Source organism: Halobellus sp. LT62 (assembly GCF_037031285.1).
GTDB classification, from domain to species: Archaea; Halobacteriota; Halobacteria; order Halobacteriales; family Haloferacaceae; genus Haloquadratum; species Haloquadratum salinisoli.
The window spans coordinates 1446416-1462841 of sequence record NZ_JAYEZO010000001.1; the positions used below are offsets into that span (position 1 = coordinate 1446416).

Annotated in this window: 15 protein-coding genes; 6 read left to right on the forward strand and 9 right to left on the reverse strand. The window is 63.8% G+C overall.

The genetic code is table 11. The features are described 5' to 3' along the window. Nucleotides 1-127 precede the first annotated feature (127 nt). Entirely contained in the window at nucleotides 128-1816 is a 1689-nt protein-coding gene (locus tag U5919_RS07145; RefSeq protein WP_336023131.1) for a tRNA uridine(34) 5-carboxymethylaminomethyl modification radical SAM/GNAT enzyme Elp3, read from the forward strand. A 300-nt stretch (nucleotides 1817-2116) separates the two neighbouring features. Here U5919_RS07145 and U5919_RS07150 read toward each other — a convergent pair whose 3' ends face one another. The 8 genes from U5919_RS07150 to U5919_RS07185 all read right to left on the reverse strand — a co-directional run bounded on the left by U5919_RS07150 (nucleotide 2117) and on the right by U5919_RS07185 (nucleotide 9304). Next, a complete protein-coding gene (locus U5919_RS07150) occupies nucleotides 2117-2653 on the reverse strand; it encodes a GNAT family N-acetyltransferase (protein ID WP_336023133.1) in 537 nt (178 codons plus the stop codon). Nucleotides 2654-2859: 206 nt separating this feature from the next. Next, complete coding sequence (locus U5919_RS07155; RefSeq protein WP_144900861.1) at nucleotides 2860-3054, reverse strand: cold-shock protein; 195 nt, start codon at nucleotides 3052-3054, stop codon at nucleotides 2860-2862. Between the two features lie 136 nt (nucleotides 3055-3190). Beyond that, nucleotides 3191-3961, reverse strand: a complete 771-nt coding sequence (locus U5919_RS07160; RefSeq protein WP_336023138.1) for a DUF7847 domain-containing protein — start codon at nucleotides 3959-3961, stop codon at nucleotides 3191-3193. Between the two features lie 113 nt (nucleotides 3962-4074). After that, a complete protein-coding gene (sod, locus tag U5919_RS07165; RefSeq protein WP_336023140.1) occupies nucleotides 4075-4674 on the reverse strand; it encodes a superoxide dismutase in 600 nt (199 codons plus the stop codon). 188 nt (nucleotides 4675-4862) lie between these two features. Beyond that, nucleotides 4863-5480 (reverse strand): DJ-1/PfpI family protein, encoded by a 618-nt coding sequence (locus U5919_RS07170; protein ID WP_336023142.1) that lies wholly within the window; start codon nucleotides 5478-5480, stop codon nucleotides 4863-4865. A 105-nt stretch (nucleotides 5481-5585) separates the two neighbouring features. Further along, nucleotides 5586-7043, reverse strand: a complete 1458-nt coding sequence (locus tag U5919_RS07175) for a cryptochrome/photolyase family protein (RefSeq protein WP_336023144.1) — start codon at nucleotides 7041-7043, stop codon at nucleotides 5586-5588. Nucleotides 7044-7105: 62 nt separating this feature from the next. Further along, entirely contained in the window at nucleotides 7106-7789 is a 684-nt protein-coding gene (locus tag U5919_RS07180; RefSeq protein ID WP_336023145.1) for a 6-hydroxymethylpterin diphosphokinase MptE-like protein, read from the reverse strand. A gap of 216 nt (nucleotides 7790-8005) precedes the next feature. Beyond that, nucleotides 8006-9304, reverse strand: a complete 1299-nt coding sequence (locus U5919_RS07185; protein WP_336023147.1) for a dihydropteroate synthase — start codon at nucleotides 9302-9304, stop codon at nucleotides 8006-8008. A gap of 107 nt (nucleotides 9305-9411) precedes the next feature. Here U5919_RS07185 and U5919_RS07190 point away from each other — a divergent pair, with 107 nt between their 5' ends. Next, on the forward strand, nucleotides 9412-9717 hold the full coding sequence (locus tag U5919_RS07190; RefSeq protein WP_336023148.1) for a DUF5827 family protein: 306 nt from the start codon (nucleotides 9412-9414) through the stop codon (nucleotides 9715-9717). A gap of 33 nt (nucleotides 9718-9750) precedes the next feature. On the opposite strand, the gene U5919_RS07195 is transcribed toward U5919_RS07190, so the two are convergent. Continuing rightward, nucleotides 9751-10287 carry a DUF7344 domain-containing protein gene (locus tag U5919_RS07195; RefSeq protein ID WP_336023150.1) on the reverse strand — a complete coding sequence of 179 codons (537 nt, stop codon included), beginning with the start codon at nucleotides 10285-10287 and terminating at the stop codon, nucleotides 9751-9753. A gap of 424 nt (nucleotides 10288-10711) precedes the next feature. Here U5919_RS07195 and U5919_RS07200 point away from each other — a divergent pair, with 424 nt between their 5' ends. From U5919_RS07200 to U5919_RS07215, 4 genes are all read left to right on the forward strand, one after another. After that, a complete protein-coding gene (locus tag U5919_RS07200) occupies nucleotides 10712-11668 on the forward strand; it encodes a SipW-dependent-type signal peptide-containing protein (RefSeq protein WP_336023152.1) in 957 nt (318 codons plus the stop codon). Between the two features lie 146 nt (nucleotides 11669-11814). Beyond that, a complete protein-coding gene (locus U5919_RS07205) occupies nucleotides 11815-13569 on the forward strand; it encodes a YncE family protein (protein ID WP_336023153.1) in 1755 nt (584 codons plus the stop codon). A gap of 109 nt (nucleotides 13570-13678) precedes the next feature. Then, on the forward strand, nucleotides 13679-14512 hold the full coding sequence (locus U5919_RS07210) for a SipW-dependent-type signal peptide-containing protein (protein WP_336023154.1): 834 nt from the start codon (nucleotides 13679-13681) through the stop codon (nucleotides 14510-14512). 147 nt (nucleotides 14513-14659) lie between these two features. Then, complete coding sequence (locus tag U5919_RS07215) at nucleotides 14660-16279, forward strand: SipW-dependent-type signal peptide-containing protein (protein ID WP_336023155.1); 1620 nt, start codon at nucleotides 14660-14662, stop codon at nucleotides 16277-16279. Nucleotides 16280-16426: the final 147 nt, after the last annotated feature.

The window sequence follows — 16426 nt, forward strand, 5'->3', positions numbered from 1 at the left end:
CGTTTTCGACACTTCTCTCTCGACACACGTTTCGACTCACAGGCTCCGGAGCGACACGCTTAACCGCGAAACGCGACGAACAGGCGGTAATGACTCGCTCGTCGCAACCGCCGGAGGTGAGCCCTCCGTGAGCACCGACGCCGACGCAGAAGGCGGGGACGCCGAAGCGGAGCCCACCGAAACGGAGGCGTTCCGGCGCACCTGCGAAGACCTCGTCGAGCGGATCCTCGACGGGGACGTCGGCCGCGACGACCTCGAATCGGCGAAGCTCGACGCCTGCTCGACGCATTCCTCGCCGAAGGTCCCGAAGAACGTCGAGATACTCCAACACGCGCCGAAGGGCCGACGCGAGGAGGTCAAGGAAGTCGTCCGACGCAAACCCGTCCGGACCGCCTCGGGCGTCTCGCCGGTCGCGATAATGACCTCTCCGCATATGTGCCCGCACGGGAAGTGCCTGTACTGTCCCGGCGGCCCGGCCTCGGAGTTCGACTCCTCGCAGTCCTACACCGGCCACGAGCCCGCCGCCGCCCGCGGCGAGCAGAACGAGTACGATCCGTACGGGCAGGTGACGCTCCGACTCGAACAACTCAGACACATCGGCCACCCCGTCGACAAGGTCGAACTCATCCTGATGGGCGGAACGATGACCGCGCGGAGTCACGACTACCAAGAGTGGTTCGTCAAGCGCGCGCTGGAGGCGCTGAACGACTACGACCTCGGTTCGGAGCCGCGGCCCGCGGAGGATCAGTCGTTCAAGCCCGATCCCGCGGACGTCGACTTCCGCTACGTCGAGGATGTCATCGCCGAGAACGAGACGGCCGACATCCGCAACATCGGCACGACCTTCGAGACGAAGCCCGACTGGTGCGACCCCGAGCAGATCGACCGAATGCTCGGTCTCGGAGCGACGAAGGTCGAAGTCGGCGTGCAGACGACCTACGAGCGGATCAACAGAGAGATGCACCGCGGCCACGGCGTGCAGGCGTCGATCGACGCGAACCGTCGGCTCCGAGACTCCGGGTTCAAGGTCGGCTTCCATATGATGCCGGGACAGCCGGGGATGACCAAGGAGATGATTCTGGAGGACTTCCGGCAGCTCTTCGAGCGGGAGGAGTACCGCCCGGACTACCTCAAGATTTACCCGACGCTCGTCGTCCGCGGGACGCGCGTGTACGACCAGTGGCGGCGCAACGAGTTCGACCCCCTCGGCAACGAGGAGGCCGCCGAGATCGTTGCCGAGGTTATGGGGATGATCCCCGAGTACACGCGCCTGCAGCGGGTCCAGCGCGATATCCCCGCCGATTTCATCGACGCGGGAGTTTGGAAATCGAATCTCCGACAGCTCGCCCAGCAGCGCGCCGACGAACAAGGGATCGAAGTGCGGGACATCCGCGCCCGCGAGGCCGGGATGAACGACGCAGACCCCGACCCCGAGCGGGTCGAGTTGAACGTCAAGACGTACGACGTCGCCGGCGGTACCGAGCACTTCCTCGCGTTCGAGGACTCAGTCGAGGACCTGCTCGTCGGCTTCTGTCGGCTCCGCTTCCCGAACGATCCCGTTCGCCGCGAACTCGAAGACGCCGCGATCGTCCGAGAACTCCACGTCTACGGTAGCGAGGCCGGAATCGGTAGCGGCGAGGGCGAGTGGCAGCACAAGGGCTACGGACGCCGCCTGATCCGTCGCGCGGAGGAGCTCGCCGCCGACGCGGGCTACCGTGACCTCGCGATCATCTCCGGCATCGGTGCGCGAGAGTACTACCGCGAGAAGCTGGGCTACCATCAGGACGGTCCCTACGTCTCGAAGCGACTGTCCTGAGTTGATACGTTCTGACCGCTTTCAGATGGATCTCTGAGTGTCGAGATGGCGAACAGTCGGCACCCGCTTGCGACTCGCGACGACGTCCCCACCAGCGTCGTCGCCGTCGCTCCCCACGTCGACGTGCCGAGCCTCACCGAGTTTGCAAGGCTGTAGCCATCGATCGCACGATGACGTGCGATCGGATGCAACAACAGTTGCAAACGCGGTGAGACCGCGACCCGACGCGGGGTCGTTCTCAGATCACGGGGTTGCTGGCCTCGTCATCGTATAAAACCGTTCGCGGGACAGGTGGAAGCGCTACGGCAGGTCCTTCTCCATCTCGATATGCGGAATTCCGGCCTCCTCGAACTCCTCGCCGAAGGCGTCGTAGCCGAGTCGCTCGTAGAATTCTCGAACGTGTGTCTGCGCGTGTAGCGCGAGGCGTTCGACGGATTGCTCGCGCGCGTACGACTCGAGAGCGTCCATCAGTTCCCGACCCCAGTCTTCGCCGCGTCTGTCGGCTGCGACGGCGACGCGCTCGACCTTTCCCGTCGTCCCCTCGGCAGCGTCCGCGCGAGCTGGTTCGTCGCCGTCGACGACTCTGAAGCGCGCCGCGCCGACGACGTCGCCGTCGTCGTAGGCGACGAAGTGCGTCGCGTCGGCGTCCGGTTCGTCGTGTTCGTCCCACTCGATTTCCTCGTCGACCCCCTGTTCGTCGACGAAAACCGCGCGCCGGACGGCGAACGCGTCGCGGCGTTCGGTGTCGGAAGCGACGACGAATACGCCGGTTCGACCCGCGCGGCTGGATTGCTCGGGGTCCGTGTGCGTCGTGTCCGGGTTGCGCTCGGAGTTCACGCGCGATGCAACGCGAGCCGAGAGAGTGAGTATTTCGAATTGTACAGACCATCGACCGTAGTGAAACCGCTAGTCGTCACTGGAAGAAAGAAGCCGTGACCTGCGAGAATTGACGCGTCGCTGCGTCACGTTGCATTTCGCCCGAGCGAACTCGGGCAGAATGAAAAGCCGTCTACTGTCGCCGCAGAGGGCGACTGAAGTCGGTATTAGTTACGAACGAGGTTCGTCGCGCGCGGTCCCTTGGGCGAGGATTCGATCTCGAAGTCGACGTCCTGTCCCTCTTCGAGGTCCGGGCCACCGACATCCTCCATGTGGAAGAAAACGTCGTCGTCAGCGTCGTCCGTCGAAATGAAACCGTAACCGCCAGTGTCGTTGAAGAAATCAACCTTACCGTTTGCCATTGCAAACAAACGTACATCCCCGTTACGGATAAGACTTGTGAGGGTCGCGGTACCACGACCATCGGGACCGACGACGCGAGGTTCCCGATCCCGCGTTGTCGGCGAGATCGTTGTCGGGAGGATTCGTGTGCAGGCGTTAGAGGGATTCTTCGCCGTGATCAGCGGAGGCTGCGGTCTCAGGTTCCGAGTCATCGGTGTCGTCGCGAAGCTGTAGATACGACGCCGCCATCATTCCGTACAGGAAGACGAAGAGGACGGTGCCGAACGTATTGGTGACGAGTTCGGCGAGGACCGGAACCGCCGCGAGGTCGAGGACGGTTCCGAGGATCCCGATGATCCCGCCGATCACACCGCTGAAAATCACGATCACGGAAAGCTTCAGCCGATTACCGCGAGAGAGGCCCCAACTCCGCCTGAGCGCGCCGACGGTGCCGCGATCCTCGACGCCGACGGCGAAGATGAAACACAGAAAACACGCGCCGAGGAAGATACCGGGGAGTAAGAACAACAACAGGCCGATCCAAACCGAGATGCCGACGACGAATCCGCCGAGAAGCATCGAGAGCGACGCGCGGCCGAGTCGACGCCTCCAGAGTTCCGCCGGGACCGTCGATAGCTCGTTTTTCGGGCGAGTGAGCGCCCGAGAGAGACCCACGAAGTAGGGCAGGCTGAGCAGGGTCGCGACGAGAAAGAGGACCGCACCCACCGTCCCCGAAACGGGCAGCGTGAGGCCGAGACTTCCGACCTGATCCGCGGCTTCGGGTGGGATCAATCCGACGACAGCGGTGTTGAGCGAGATTTGGACGAGAAACTGGAGGAGAAGTAACCCGACGAATAGGACTGCTCCGGTGCGAGTGAGTATCCGCCTGATACCGTCGCCGACAGCTCGCGTGAGGTGAAACGCCATAGTGGATTACGGGCGATCCGAAGAATAAGGCTACGGGAGACTCACACCGGGATTTCACTCACGGCTGCGGGTTCACGGCTCGTCGAAAAATATCGGGGTGTGCGCGTCGTCGCTTACTCGAAGAGTTCGACAGCCTGCTCGTAGCGGGCGCTGGGTTCCTCCCAGTCGACGACCTCGAAGAAGTTCTCGACGAAGTCGCCGCGGGCCGGGCCGTAGTCGTGGTAGTACGAGTGCTCCCAGACGTCCAGCGCGAGGACCGGATGGCTGCCCCAGAGCGCGCCCTGGTCGTGCTTGTCGACGACCACGTTGCGCAGCTGGTTCGAGAACGAGTCGTAGACGAGAAGCGCCCAGCCGCCGGCGGCGGACGCCGCGGCCTCGAACTCGCCCTTCCAAGCCTCGTAGGAGCCGAAGTCCTCCTCGATGCGGTCGGCGAGCGCGCCGGTCGGCGCATCGCCGCCCTCCGGCGACATCGAATTCCAGAAGAGGTCGTGGAGGACGTGACCGCTGCCGTTGTGGGTCACGTTCCGGATCGCGCCGGCCGACGAGGAGAAGTCGCCCGCCTCGCGGTTCGCTTCGAGCGTCTCCTCGGCCGAATTCCAGCCGTTCACGTAGCCCTGATGGTGGGTGTCGTGGTGCCACGTGAGGACCTGCTCGGAGATGTGCGGTTCCAGCGCGTCGTAGTCGTACGGAAGGGGATCGAGTTCGTAGCTCATATGTAATTCCTCCGCTCTGTTATATGGTTAGGAACTTGTTAAAGGTTGAGGAGCCATATGGTAGCAATCACCACAAATTGTGGCGAATTTCTTGCCGATACCTGCGCTATCTTGCGAATACGAAAGCCATCGCATAGAGATCATACGGCCGCCACGTAACCGCTTTCGAAGTCACCTATCAGGAAACGTTACTTTCTAGCGTACGGATCGGTTCGGCGATCGTACTCCATCACCGTCGCGGTTGCCTCGGCGATCGCCGCGCCGAACTCGCGTTCGACGATGTGCAGCGCGAGATCGATGCCCGAGGTGACTCCGCCGGCGGTGACGATATCGCCGTCGTCGACGACCCGCCGACGGACGATTTCGGCACCGGATTCCGCGAGTTCGCCGATCGCGCCGCCGTGCGTTATCGCGCGCTGTCCGTCGATCACGCCGGCGGCCGCGAGCAGCATTCCGCCGGTGCAGACGGCGGCGAGCGTCGCGCCCGACTCGTGATACGAAGCGATCGCGTCCGGGAGAGCACCCTTCTGCGCCTCCGCCCACGCGCTCGCCTCCGGCGGCTTGGCGACCCAGCCGCCGCCCGGAACGACGAGTAGCTCGGGGCGGTCATCCGCGTCTGCGGGAGGTAGCACCCCGTCGACGCCGACGCGAAGTCCGTGGCTCGCGGTCACCCACTCCCGTTCGTCGAGCGCGTACAGCGTCACCGTGGCGTCTGCGCCGTTCGAGAGGGCGTACTCGAACACCTCGTACGGCCCGATCGCGTCGAGTTCGTCGAACCCATCGTACAGCACGATCCCGATTTCCATAGGCCACAGACGCGTACTGACGGCAAAAGTCGATCGTCGACCGACGGCGGTCTCACTCGGTCTTTGCCGGATAGCAAATTCGGTCAGTCCTCACCACGGGTTCGGTCAGTCTCCGCCGCGGGCCGCCTCGAACATCTCCAACGCGGCCTCCCGGCGCTCGCCGTGGTCGACGATCGGGGCAGGATACGACTCGGCGGTTCGGGCGCGCTGCGTCGGCGACAGCTCGTGCCACTCGTGGATCAGCCCGGCGTCGACGTCGCGCAGTTCGGGCACGTACGTTTTGATGTACTCCGCGTCGGGATCGTATCGCTCGCCCTGCGTCATCGGATTGAAGATGCGGAAGTACGGCTGCGCGTCCGTCCCCGTGGAGGCGGCCCACTGCCAGCCGCCGTTGTCGTTGGCGGTGTCGTGATCGGCGAGGTGGGATCGAAAGTGGTCGTACCCCTCGCGCCAGTCGACGAGGAGGTCCTTCGTGAGAAAGGACGCGACGATCATCCGGACGCGGTTGTGTATGTACGCCTCGGCCTTCAGCTGTCGCATCCCGGCGTCGACGATCGGATAGCCGGTCTCGCCCGCTTTCCACGCGCGCAACTCCTCGGGATCGTTCCACCACTCGATGTCGTGTTCGTACTCTCGGAAGTTCTCCGTGACAACTTCCGGGTTGTAAAAGAGCACGTGTGCATAGAACTCCCGCCACGCGAGTTGCGATTGGAACTCCTCGACCGACGCTGACTCGGCGTCGTCATCGGCCGCCGCGGCCGCGTCTTCGGTCGCCGCGTACACCTCTCGGATCCCGATGGTGCCGAACTTCAGATCCGGAGATAGGTGCGACACCGCCCCCCGAGTCGGGTAGTCGCGGTCCTCCTCGTATCGGAAGATGCCGTCCGCACAGAAGTCGGCGAGTCGCTCCCGCGCGGCCTCGGTCCCCGCCGCTTGGACGTCGGCGTCGGGGTCTTCGAATCCGAGATCCCCGATGGTCGGGAGCGACTCGCTGACGGCGTCAATACTCGATTTATCCGGGGCTGGCGCAAGCGCGTCGGCGTCGGGCGCGGGAAGCGGATCCGGCTTCTCGCGATCGCGCCACTTCTTCCAGAAGTACGTGAACACGGAGTAGTACTCGCCCTCGTTCGTCGTGATCGATCCCGGTTCGTGGAAGATCGCGTCGTGAAACGATTTCCGGGCGACGTCGACCTCGTCGAGCGCCCGCCGGACGTCGGCGTCGCGCTCGGTGGCGAGCCCGGAGTAGTCGGCGTTCCAGATCACGCGGTCGGCGTCGCACTCGACGGCGAGGTCGGGGATGACGTCCCGCGGGTCCCCGTGTGCGACGACGAGATCCGATCCGCGATCGCGGTACCACTCGCGCAGTTTTGCGAGCGAATCGAGCAGGTACCGGACGCGGGCCGGGGCGGCGTGTTCGAGCACGTCGTCGTCGAAGACGAAGACCGGGAGAACCGGGCCGCCGGGGGCGTCAACGGGGTCTTCGGGGTTGACTGCCTTGGCCGCCGCCGCGAGCGCACGGTTGTCAGACGCCCGGAGGTCCCTGCGGTGCCAGTGGATCTGCATACGAGTCGGTCGGGCGCACGCCTTCTCAACGTAACGGCAGTCTCGGTCCGCGTCCCCACCTATCACTCGATGGGAATCGGTTCGATCGCGTCGCGGCGACCGTCGAGAATCGAAAACCGTTCCTCGCGGAGGCGTTCGAGGAGGTGGAGTAGGCGCTCGGCCCAGCGAAGTTTCCTCGCTTTCGCCGGCGAGACGTCCGGATCGTCGAAGTCCCAGCCGACGAACCGGAGCTCCGACGCGCCGAGGATATCAGCGAGGAAAGCGGCCCGATCGCCGTCGGTGAACCCGCCGAAGTTGTAGACGGCGGCGACCGGTTCCGCCTGCGTCGTCGCGATGACCTGCGAGGATTCGAACCGGGGGACCCACTCTTCGATCAGCGGGATGTTATCTCCGTGTGCGTGCGCGGCAACGGGCGTCCCGTCGCGCGTCAACGACCGAGCGGTCTCGGGGTTCTTGTCCAGATCGGTGACCATCAGATCGACGTCGAATCCCGCGTCGCTGACGACGTCTGCCGCCGTCGAGGCCGCGAAGACCCGGTCGGCGTCGGCGACGCGGTCGACCTCGGACGGGAGCGACGGCGCAGCGCCGACGACCGCGACGCTCCGGCCCGAACAGTCGAGCCGGTCGAAGTCGAACGGTCTCGCGTAGGCGGCGATAGCGTCGCGAGCGCGCTCGTCGCCGTCTCGGGGGTAGCCGAAGTCGGCGAGGATCGACTCGTAGATCGGTTCCCATATCTCGAAGTTCATAGCTGTCGCTCCCGGGCGTTACGGTACGAGCCGGAATGGCACCAAGTACCCCTACCCGCGTGCCCTTCCGGCTTCCACCTGTCCGGTTTAAATCGATCCGTCATAAGCTTTCCCGTGTTCACTCGCGTCTGACAGGGTAATAGGAGGTGTCTGACGCTCGATATCGGGACAATCGTCGGTTCTCCCGACCGCGCGAAGACGGGTTTATCACGGATTTCAGACACCGGTCGCGATCGTTTCGAGCGACGCGCGGAGGCCGTCGTCGTGCTCGAATTCGCGAACGAGCGCTTCGAGGTCGTCGAACGCGCGCGGCGTGCCGAAGAGGAGAGCGACCCGACCCGAGGCGGCGTTTGCCCGGTCACGGCCGCCACCGTCGGTCTTCGCCCCTGCCACCGCCGTCGGGGTCGATACGACCGTCACGCCGGCGTCGGCGGCGGCCGTCGAGAGCCGACCGACAGCCGCATCCGACAGTCCAGACAGCTCGAACGCGCGCACGACCGCTTCGTTCGACGCCGACGTCGACTCGACACCGATACGTTCGAGGTGTCGTTCGGCCTCTCGCGTCGTCGTCACGTCGAGTTCCTCGACGGCGATGTGGGCGTCGTCACGTTCGGATGACTTCCGAACCCGCGGGCGGGCGAACTCGTAGCCGATGAGCGCGGCGTCGCGCGTCTCCGTGACGTCGTGGGTCCGGATCACGCGCGCGCCGCGTTCGACCGCCATCGACGTCGCGGCGAGCGAAACCGAGAGCGCGTCCTCCGTCGAGCGCCCGGCGATTTCACGGAGGAAGTTCTTCCGATTGATCGAGACGAGGATCGGATATCCGAGTCCGCGGAACTCCCGGAGTCGGCGGAACGTCTCTCGGTCGTCGTCGAGCGTCTTCTCCTCGGACCACCCCCCGAAGGCGGGATCGACGATCGTCTTGTCGGTGAACCCGTTCAGTGAGAGGGCATCGTAGACGTCGTCCGCGTAGCTACGGCTACGTTCCCGTTCGGTGCCGTTACGTGCCGCCCAGCCGTCGGCGTTACTCGCCGCCCAGTCGACGGACTCGACCGCGCCCGGCCGGGAGAGATCCGGCGGGGAAGCCATCTTCGCGACCGCGACGTCGTGGTCCTCGCAGACGCGCGGCATCTCGGGGTCCGCGAAGCCGCAGATGTCGTTGACCATCTCGAAACCGCGGGAGAGCGCCGCGTCCGCCACCTCGTGATACCGCGTTTCGATCGAGAAGACGGCGTCGCCGGAGACGCTCTCGATCGTTTCGATCGCCGTGTCGAGACGGTCGAGTTCCTGTTCGGCCGAGAGTACCTCGAAGCGCTTGTTCGCGGATTCCAGCCCGATGTCGACGATGTCGGCACCCTCGTCGATGAGTTCGCGGTCGACGTATTCGGCGGCGTCTCCGGGGTCGTCGAAAACGCTCGGGTCGTAGGGGGACTCTTTCGAGACGTTCAGCACGCCCATAATTCGCGGCGGATGTTCGTCGCCGATCTCCAGTCCGGCGGCGTCCACAGTTCGCATACTCGGCCCTGGGACGGCGGACACATATACTGACTGGCAGCGTGGTTTCGTTGCGGTCGTCGCAGAGACTCGACGGAACTTTTCACGTCCGCGGACAACGTACTTCTATGCCGAAACCGAAGTCCGCCTTCGAGACGCTCTATCCCTACCGACTGTACGAACCCGAAGACGTACTCGATCCCGAGAAGATGTACACCGTGCCGGAGATCGCCAGACTGCTGCAGGGCCTCGATCCCGACGCGCAGTTGGACGCGGACACCGAAGACCGAGTGGTCGTGTGGACGATCCCGTGGCTGATGGCCCACGCCGAGGAGTTGGTGATCAACGACCCCGTCGGCGACGAGCCCGGGTATTTCGGCGTCGCAAGCGACGATCGACCGCCGCAGGAGATCCCCGAGAACGCGGACGAGTGACGCCCGGCGGCGGCGAAAACGGGTCGGTTCGACTTACGAAAGCCGGTTTAGGTAGACCCACCGACGCGACCAGAGTTGATACAACGTCGAGCCGGCCAACGCGGCGAGCGCGACCGTCGCAATGACCAGCGGACCGACCGCGGAAACGATCGGTGCCTCCACGAGTGCGAGGACGACCAGAAACAGCGAGGACACGCCGAGCGTCCGGTAAAGCGACGCCCACGTCATCCCGTACTTCGTGACGACTTCCATATAGACGTCGACCGTGCGCGCGTGCTCACGGAGTGCGATCGTCTTTCGGTCGCGGTCGTAGTCGACGACGCGGGCGTCGTCGAGTTTAGGGAGGTGACTCTGATGCAGCGAGATGTACACGCTGTCGCGGATGTTCCGCGGAGCCGGTGACTCCCCCGTTTCCCGCTCTGCGATCTCTTCGGCGAGGTCGCGCAGCATCACTTCTCGCCCCTGCGACTGCAGACACTTGATCGTTTGTCGACGTCGGTCGTTTCTGAGGAGATCGTGAATATCCGTCTCCGAAAGGCTCTGCCCGCCCTGTATCGCTGGATAACTCATATATGGCTCCCATACTCTCGCTAACGAGATGACAATATAGTAATGAGTTAGACTAATTTTCGGCCGTTCGATTGAACCCCACGTTAATCGCGGTAGGAGATTGGTTACCGAGCGGTCGTCTCGTGGTATAGGGTGACTTCTATCGACGCGTACCCGGTACTGTTCGCGTACTTCTACGCACACCTATCTACCATCTAATACGTAGTAAGTAGCCTTTTTGAGCTATCTACGGCGATAAAACGGGTCATTAGCCGTATGAGATCATCATTAGATCAGCAAACTCGCAATTAGCTATGGGAGTCTCTACGGTGGTGTTGGGTGTGGACGACCCACACCGGATCCGTGTCTGCTCCACCATCGAGGCCGACGCGGCGGCGGTTCGACTCCGCCAGTGGGTTTCCCCCAGATGGGGGGAGAGCAAACCATGACAGAGAAGTTCGAGATATCGCGGCGGAAAGCACTGACCGGACTCGGAACCATCGGCGTCGCGTCGGCGGGCGCTGGACTCGGCACGAGCGCGCTGTTCAGTGACACGGAATCGTTCGAGGACAACACCATCCAAGCGGGATCCTTCTCGATGACGGTCGAGTTGCTGGACCTCCCGGATGCGGTCGATCAGGACGGAATGGGGCCCGACGAGGATGACTGGTATTCGGAGGGTACCGACAATGGCGGAATGGTGGGCGCGAGCCTCAATATCTCCGACCTCAAGCCCGGAGACACCTACAAGTTCTGCTGGTGCATCCGCATCCACGACAACCCCGGCGTCGTGCGGGCGTACATCCCGTGGAACTCAGTCTCTCACGCCACCGGTCACGATAACCTCGGGCTCGAGGCCAGCGATCTCCCGGGCGTCGATACCAACAGCGACTTCGAGACGCTGCTTGGCTCGGAGGACATCACGGTCAAAAAGAACCTATTCGTCTGTGAGGAGGAAAACGGAGATCCCGTCAAGGGAGCTCAGATTCTCGAGAACGACATCACCTACGACCCGGACGACTCCGACACCTACGCCCACGACGGCGGGCTCGGCAACTGGGTCACCAGCCTCTCTGACAACGAGTTCACGAGCCAAGACGGCGTCCCGATCGGCGGCCACGACGGCGTCGGTTCGAAGGTCGATGGAGATCTCGACGAGGGCGATTCCGACTACATCGTCATCGGCCCGAGCGACTACGAATCGACGCACTTCGAGGCGGTCGCCTACTGTATGGAGATCAAGGTCTCCAAAGACGCGGGCAACGAACTCCAAGGTGCGTCGGCTTCCTTCGACCTCCAGTTCCGCGGCGAGCAGGCGCGGCACAACGACCACCCATTCAGCTCTGATCTCGCCACGCGACCGTGGGACGATCATTCCGACTGGGACGACCTCCCGAGCTAAAGACTCGACGAGCGGCTCGTACCGCTCTCATCCACCTCGGATCCGCATCACGCGATGCGGCGGCGGTTCGACTCCGCCGGTGGGTTTTCCCCCGAGTGGGGGGCAGCGACCGCGGCCCAGACGGTCACGAACACGAGGACACCACGATGACAGAACACGAATTCGATCTGACGCGGCGCAAAGTGCTCGGCTCCATCGGCGTCATCGGCGCGGCTTCCGCCGGTGCCGGACTGGGCACGAGCGCGCTGTTCAGCGACACGGAAACGTTCGAGGAAAACACGATTACGGCGGGAACACTGGATCTGAAAGTCGACTGGGAGGAGCACTACTACGACGGCTCCAGCGGCGGCGAGTACGTCAGCTACAGCGACCCCGGCAACAGCTCCGTCGGCTTCCCCGACCCGGACGATCCCCAGATCTGGATCAACGAGGAGGACATTCCGGACTTTATGGATGCGACATCCATCGAGGCGTTCCCGGATCCGAACGGCGACGGCATTCAAGAGATGCAGCACAGGGATTTCGTGTACGATGCGTGTCAAGACGGCGCAGATCTTCCGAAGCATCTGGATCCCAAATCCGAGGGGGCGCTTCGGACACACAACGACGACACGTACGACGAAGAGAATGGGGTCAAACCTCTCATCAGTCTCGACGACGTCAAGCCCGGTGACTTCGGCGAGCTCACGCTGAGCTTCCACCTCTGCGACAACCCCGGCTACGTGTGGTTGCAGGCGGCGGGCGTCGAACACCTCGGCGGTGAGAACCCCGAGCCCGAAGGAGATAACACGGCCGACCTCGCCGAGAAAATCGAGACCGTCTGGTGGTACGACTCCCGCGGCGACAACGTGCTCCAGACGGACTGTGAGGAGCGGCTGTACCTCGTCGACAGCGGGACCGACCCGACGACGCTGTTCGAGGTCACGCTCGACGACGGGAGCGGCGAGGCCGAGCTGACTGAACTCTTGGGCCCCGGCGACTACGGCGGCGACGGCGACTTCGATCAGACGGACGCGATCGCGGCGACGCCCAACGGCGACGAGATCCTGTTCTACGACAAGGAGTCCGGGAACCTCGGAACGTACGACATCGATGGCGACACGTTCACCGACCAAGGACCGATTTCGGGCGACCCCGGCGGCATCGTCCTCGCCGGTTACTCGCCCTCCGGAACGCTCTGGGCGGCGAGTCAGGACACCGACGAGCTCTACACCGTCGATCCGTCTGGACCCTCGGCCACCTCCCAAGGCGACACCGGGATCGATCTCTCGGGAGCCGATCTCGTGTTCTCCTCCGACGGCACGATGTACATCTGGACGGCGAACACGGACGCGGACGGTCTCTACAAGGTCGACGATCCGAGCACCGATCCGACCGCAGAGCCGGTCGATTCGAACAACATCGGCGAGAAAGACGAGCGGATCACCGGTCTCGCGGTGCTCGACGCCGGCACCGGCAACCTCGTCGGATCCGACCGCGATAACGACGAGATTGTCGTCATCGACCGAACGGACGGCAGTATCACCGACACCTACGAGATGACGCTCGACAGCGAGTCGTACGACTACGACTTCGGCGATATGACCTCCGGAGCGTTCTGCGGGGAGGTGTTCCGCCGGGGTACGCTCAAGGAGGACCTCGAAGTGCTCGACTCCGGAAACGGCATCCCGCTCGACGGCAACCGAGCCAGTCCATTCGACGAGCTCGAAGACGACGCGGATAGCGAGGACCGCGAGTGCTTCCCCCCGAGCGTCAACCACTTCGTCGGATTCGCGTGGTGGCTCCCGATCGATGTCGGTAACGAGGTCCAAGGCGACTCGGTGAGTTTCGATCTCGGATTCTACACGCAACAGTGCCGCAACAACGACGGCTCCGGGCCGGAAGTGGAGAATTCCACCTGAGACGACTCCGCGCGGAGGTCTTACCTTCACTCACGCGGGCGCGGCGCAGTTTGCGCCGGGCGGTTCGACTCCGCCCGTGAGTTTTCCCCGGAGGTGGGGAGTGATCAAAATGACAGGTGATAGATTCGAACTGACCAGACGAAAGCTGCTCGCGGGCGTCGGGAGCGTCGGCCTCGCATCGGCGGGCGCGGGGCTCGGCACCAGCGCGCTGTTCAGCGACACGGAATCGTTCGACGACAACAGCTTCACGGCGGGCCAGCTGAATATGGCTGTTTCCGTCGACATCCGTAACAAAAGCGTCGAGCTGCCCGACCCGGCGATCGAATCCCAGTTGGGGCCGGACGACACCGCAGACGGAAACGTCGTGAGCATCACTGTTTCGGACCTCAAACCGGGCGATTGGTTCCTCCTCGAGTGGGACCCGGAGGTGTACTTCAACTCCGGCCACGTGCAGGTTACCTCCGTCGACGAGGACTACCAGAATTCCGAAGGCGACAATCCGGAATCCGAGACAGACACGGATGCGCCGGGGGACCTCGGTGATCACCTGCTGACTACCGTCTGGGGAGATTTCACCCCCAGCGGCGGGATCGGCGATAACCGCCCGGGGCTCCACAACCTCGATCCGACAACCGACAACAACGACAGCGGACTGTCGAGCTACGAGACTCCGGACGTCGACGGCGTCACGACGAGCGGTGCGCATTACACGACGCTGAACGAAGCCCACGAGGTCTACAAGACGGGCGTCACGGTGCGCGACCCCACGACGGGCGATCCGCTCGTCGTCGGCTACGACGGCGACTCAGCGACGTTCTACCAGCTGTTCGAACTTCCGATCGACGTCGGCAACGACGTCCAAGGCGATTCGGTGACGTTCACGCTCCGGTTCGACGCCGAGCAGGCGAGACACAACGACAACCCGTTCACCAGCGGTGCGTAGCGGAGCGATCAACCCCACAGTGGCACTCGTCGCCGGCTTCGCGGCCCTTCCGGGACCCGACACCGGGGGACGCGGCGGTTCGATTCCGCCGGTGGGTTTCCCCAAGATTGGGGATCGATCGCTCGACGGTCGATCAATCAGACAGCTATGTCCACAGACGAATTCGAACTGACCCGACGGAACGTATTGGCAGGCATCGGTGGCATCGGCGTCGCCTCAGCGGGCGCTGGCCTCGGCACGAGCGCCTTCTTTAGCGACACCGAGAGCTTCGAGAACAACACGATCACGGCGGGAACGCTCGATCTCAAAGTCGACTGGGAGGAGCATTACTCGTATCCACAGGTATACGGCTTCGACGATCCGACTGACGGGCTCGACGTGACGCGCACGGAACCGTCGGATACGGCGGGGTACGTCGGACTCCCGGATCCCGAGAACCCGGTCGTCTGGGTCGCGGAGGGTGACCTCGACGCGTATCTGGAACGGACGTCGATCGAGGCGTATCCCGACGTCGACGACGACGGCGTGCAAGACGCCTTCGCCGCCGAGCCCGAAGCGACGACTGAGGACGGAGTCGGCTACGTCTGCGTCGACGGCGCGGACACGAGTGAGGATATGGATCCCACCGTTGACGGAGCACTTCGGACGAATAACGACGACACGTACGACGAGGAGAACGGGGAAGCAAAACCGCTCATCAGCCTCGACGACGTCAAGCCGGGAGACTTCGGCGAGCTGACGCTGAGTTATCATCTATGTGACAATCCCGGCTACGTGTGGCTCAGCGGTTCGCTCGTCTCGAACGACGAGAACGGCGTCTCCGAGGTCGAAGACACGTCCGACGAGGAAGACGGCACCGTCGACGAACCCGGGACCGACGGTGAACTCCTCGACGCCATCCGCACTCGGCTCTGGTACGACGACGGCGACAACGTCGTCGAAGTCGACGGCGAGCAGCCGGACGACGCCGGCTATCTGACCCCGGAGCTCTCACTGGCCGAACTGCTCTTGTTCCTCGAAAGCGGAGAGGGCGTCCAGCTCTGTCCCGGTGGCGGAAACGGAGCGGTCGTCGAACCACCGGCCGGCGACTGTCCGGAGGAGAAGGACTACGACAGCCTGCACCAGACCGGAGAGGAAGTCACGGTCGAAACCCCGCAGACCGACGGACCGGTCGAACACACGATCGGATTCAACCCTCGGTGTGCGGATTTCGGACTCGTGCAGGGGCTCAAGACCGACGAAGCACCGGAGGGACCGCTCGAAGAGACCGGGGAGAAGACCTACAGCACCCCCTACGGCGACATCACTGTCACGACGGATCTCCTCGACAACGGAGAAGAGGGCGTCGAGACCGTGACCGAGTGGTCGATCGACAGCGACGACTACTGCGTGGCGAAGGTCATCGTGAAGGGCGGTAACGAGGGTGCGAACGTCTACAGCTACGACAACGAGGACGGCGACGACGATTTCACCGACGACGAGGCCGTCGGCGCGATGAGCGACGAAGACACCGCGCTTCAGACGCCGACCGGTCAAGAGATCAGCCACGTCGACTTCTGTCTCGCGGTGTCGACCGACGGCGGGAACGGGGACGGCGAACCGATGCCGGAGAACTGCTGCTTCGAGGCCTCAACCGACCACTACATCGGCCTCGCGTGGTGGCTCCCGACGGACGTCGGCAACGAGGTCCAAAGCGACAGCGTGGCGTTCGATCTCGGGTTCCACGCCGAGCAGTGCCGCCACAACGAACCGTCAGTGCCCGTGTGAGACGCGATTCGGAGAGACGAGATGCGATCACAAAGGAGGAGGAGAATGGTTCACCGACGTCAACGACGCGGCAGCGGTCGGACGGCCGAAGCTCGGACTGCCGAGCCGCGCGGCTCATGGAGAAGACGACGGGGGCAGCCTGTGACA

What these genes read in the sequence shown, in the direction of transcription:
- U5919_RS07155 (WP_144900861.1), bottom strand. Translation starts at nt 3,054, where the DNA reads ATGGCAAACGGTAAGGTTGATTTCTTCAACGACACTGGCGGTTACGGT.
- U5919_RS07160 (WP_336023138.1), bottom strand. Translation starts at nt 3,961, where the DNA reads ATGGCGTTTCACCTCACGCGAGCTGTCGGCGACGGTATCAGGCGGATA.
- sod (WP_336023140.1), bottom strand. Translation starts at nt 4,674, where the DNA reads ATGAGCTACGAACTCGATCCCCTTCCGTACGACTACGACGCGCTGGAA.
- U5919_RS07170 (WP_336023142.1), bottom strand. Translation starts at nt 5,480, where the DNA reads ATGGAAATCGGGATCGTGCTGTACGATGGGTTCGACGAACTCGACGCG.
- U5919_RS07175 (WP_336023144.1), bottom strand. Translation starts at nt 7,043, where the DNA reads ATGCAGATCCACTGGCACCGCAGGGACCTCCGGGCGTCTGACAACCGT.
- U5919_RS07180 (WP_336023145.1), bottom strand. Translation starts at nt 7,789, where the DNA reads ATGAACTTCGAGATATGGGAACCGATCTACGAGTCGATCCTCGCCGAC.
- U5919_RS07185 (WP_336023147.1), bottom strand. Translation starts at nt 9,304, where the DNA reads ATGCGAACTGTGGACGCCGCCGGACTGGAGATCGGCGACGAACATCCG.
- U5919_RS07190 (WP_336023148.1), top strand. Translation starts at nt 9,412, where the DNA reads ATGCCGAAACCGAAGTCCGCCTTCGAGACGCTCTATCCCTACCGACTG.
- U5919_RS07195 (WP_336023150.1), bottom strand. Translation starts at nt 10,287, where the DNA reads ATGAGTTATCCAGCGATACAGGGCGGGCAGAGCCTTTCGGAGACGGAT.
- U5919_RS07200 (WP_336023152.1), top strand. Translation starts at nt 10,712, where the DNA reads ATGACAGAGAAGTTCGAGATATCGCGGCGGAAAGCACTGACCGGACTC.
- U5919_RS07205 (WP_336023153.1), top strand. Translation starts at nt 11,815, where the DNA reads ATGACAGAACACGAATTCGATCTGACGCGGCGCAAAGTGCTCGGCTCC.
- U5919_RS07210 (WP_336023154.1), top strand. Translation starts at nt 13,679, where the DNA reads ATGACAGGTGATAGATTCGAACTGACCAGACGAAAGCTGCTCGCGGGC.
- U5919_RS07215 (WP_336023155.1), top strand. Translation starts at nt 14,660, where the DNA reads ATGTCCACAGACGAATTCGAACTGACCCGACGGAACGTATTGGCAGGC.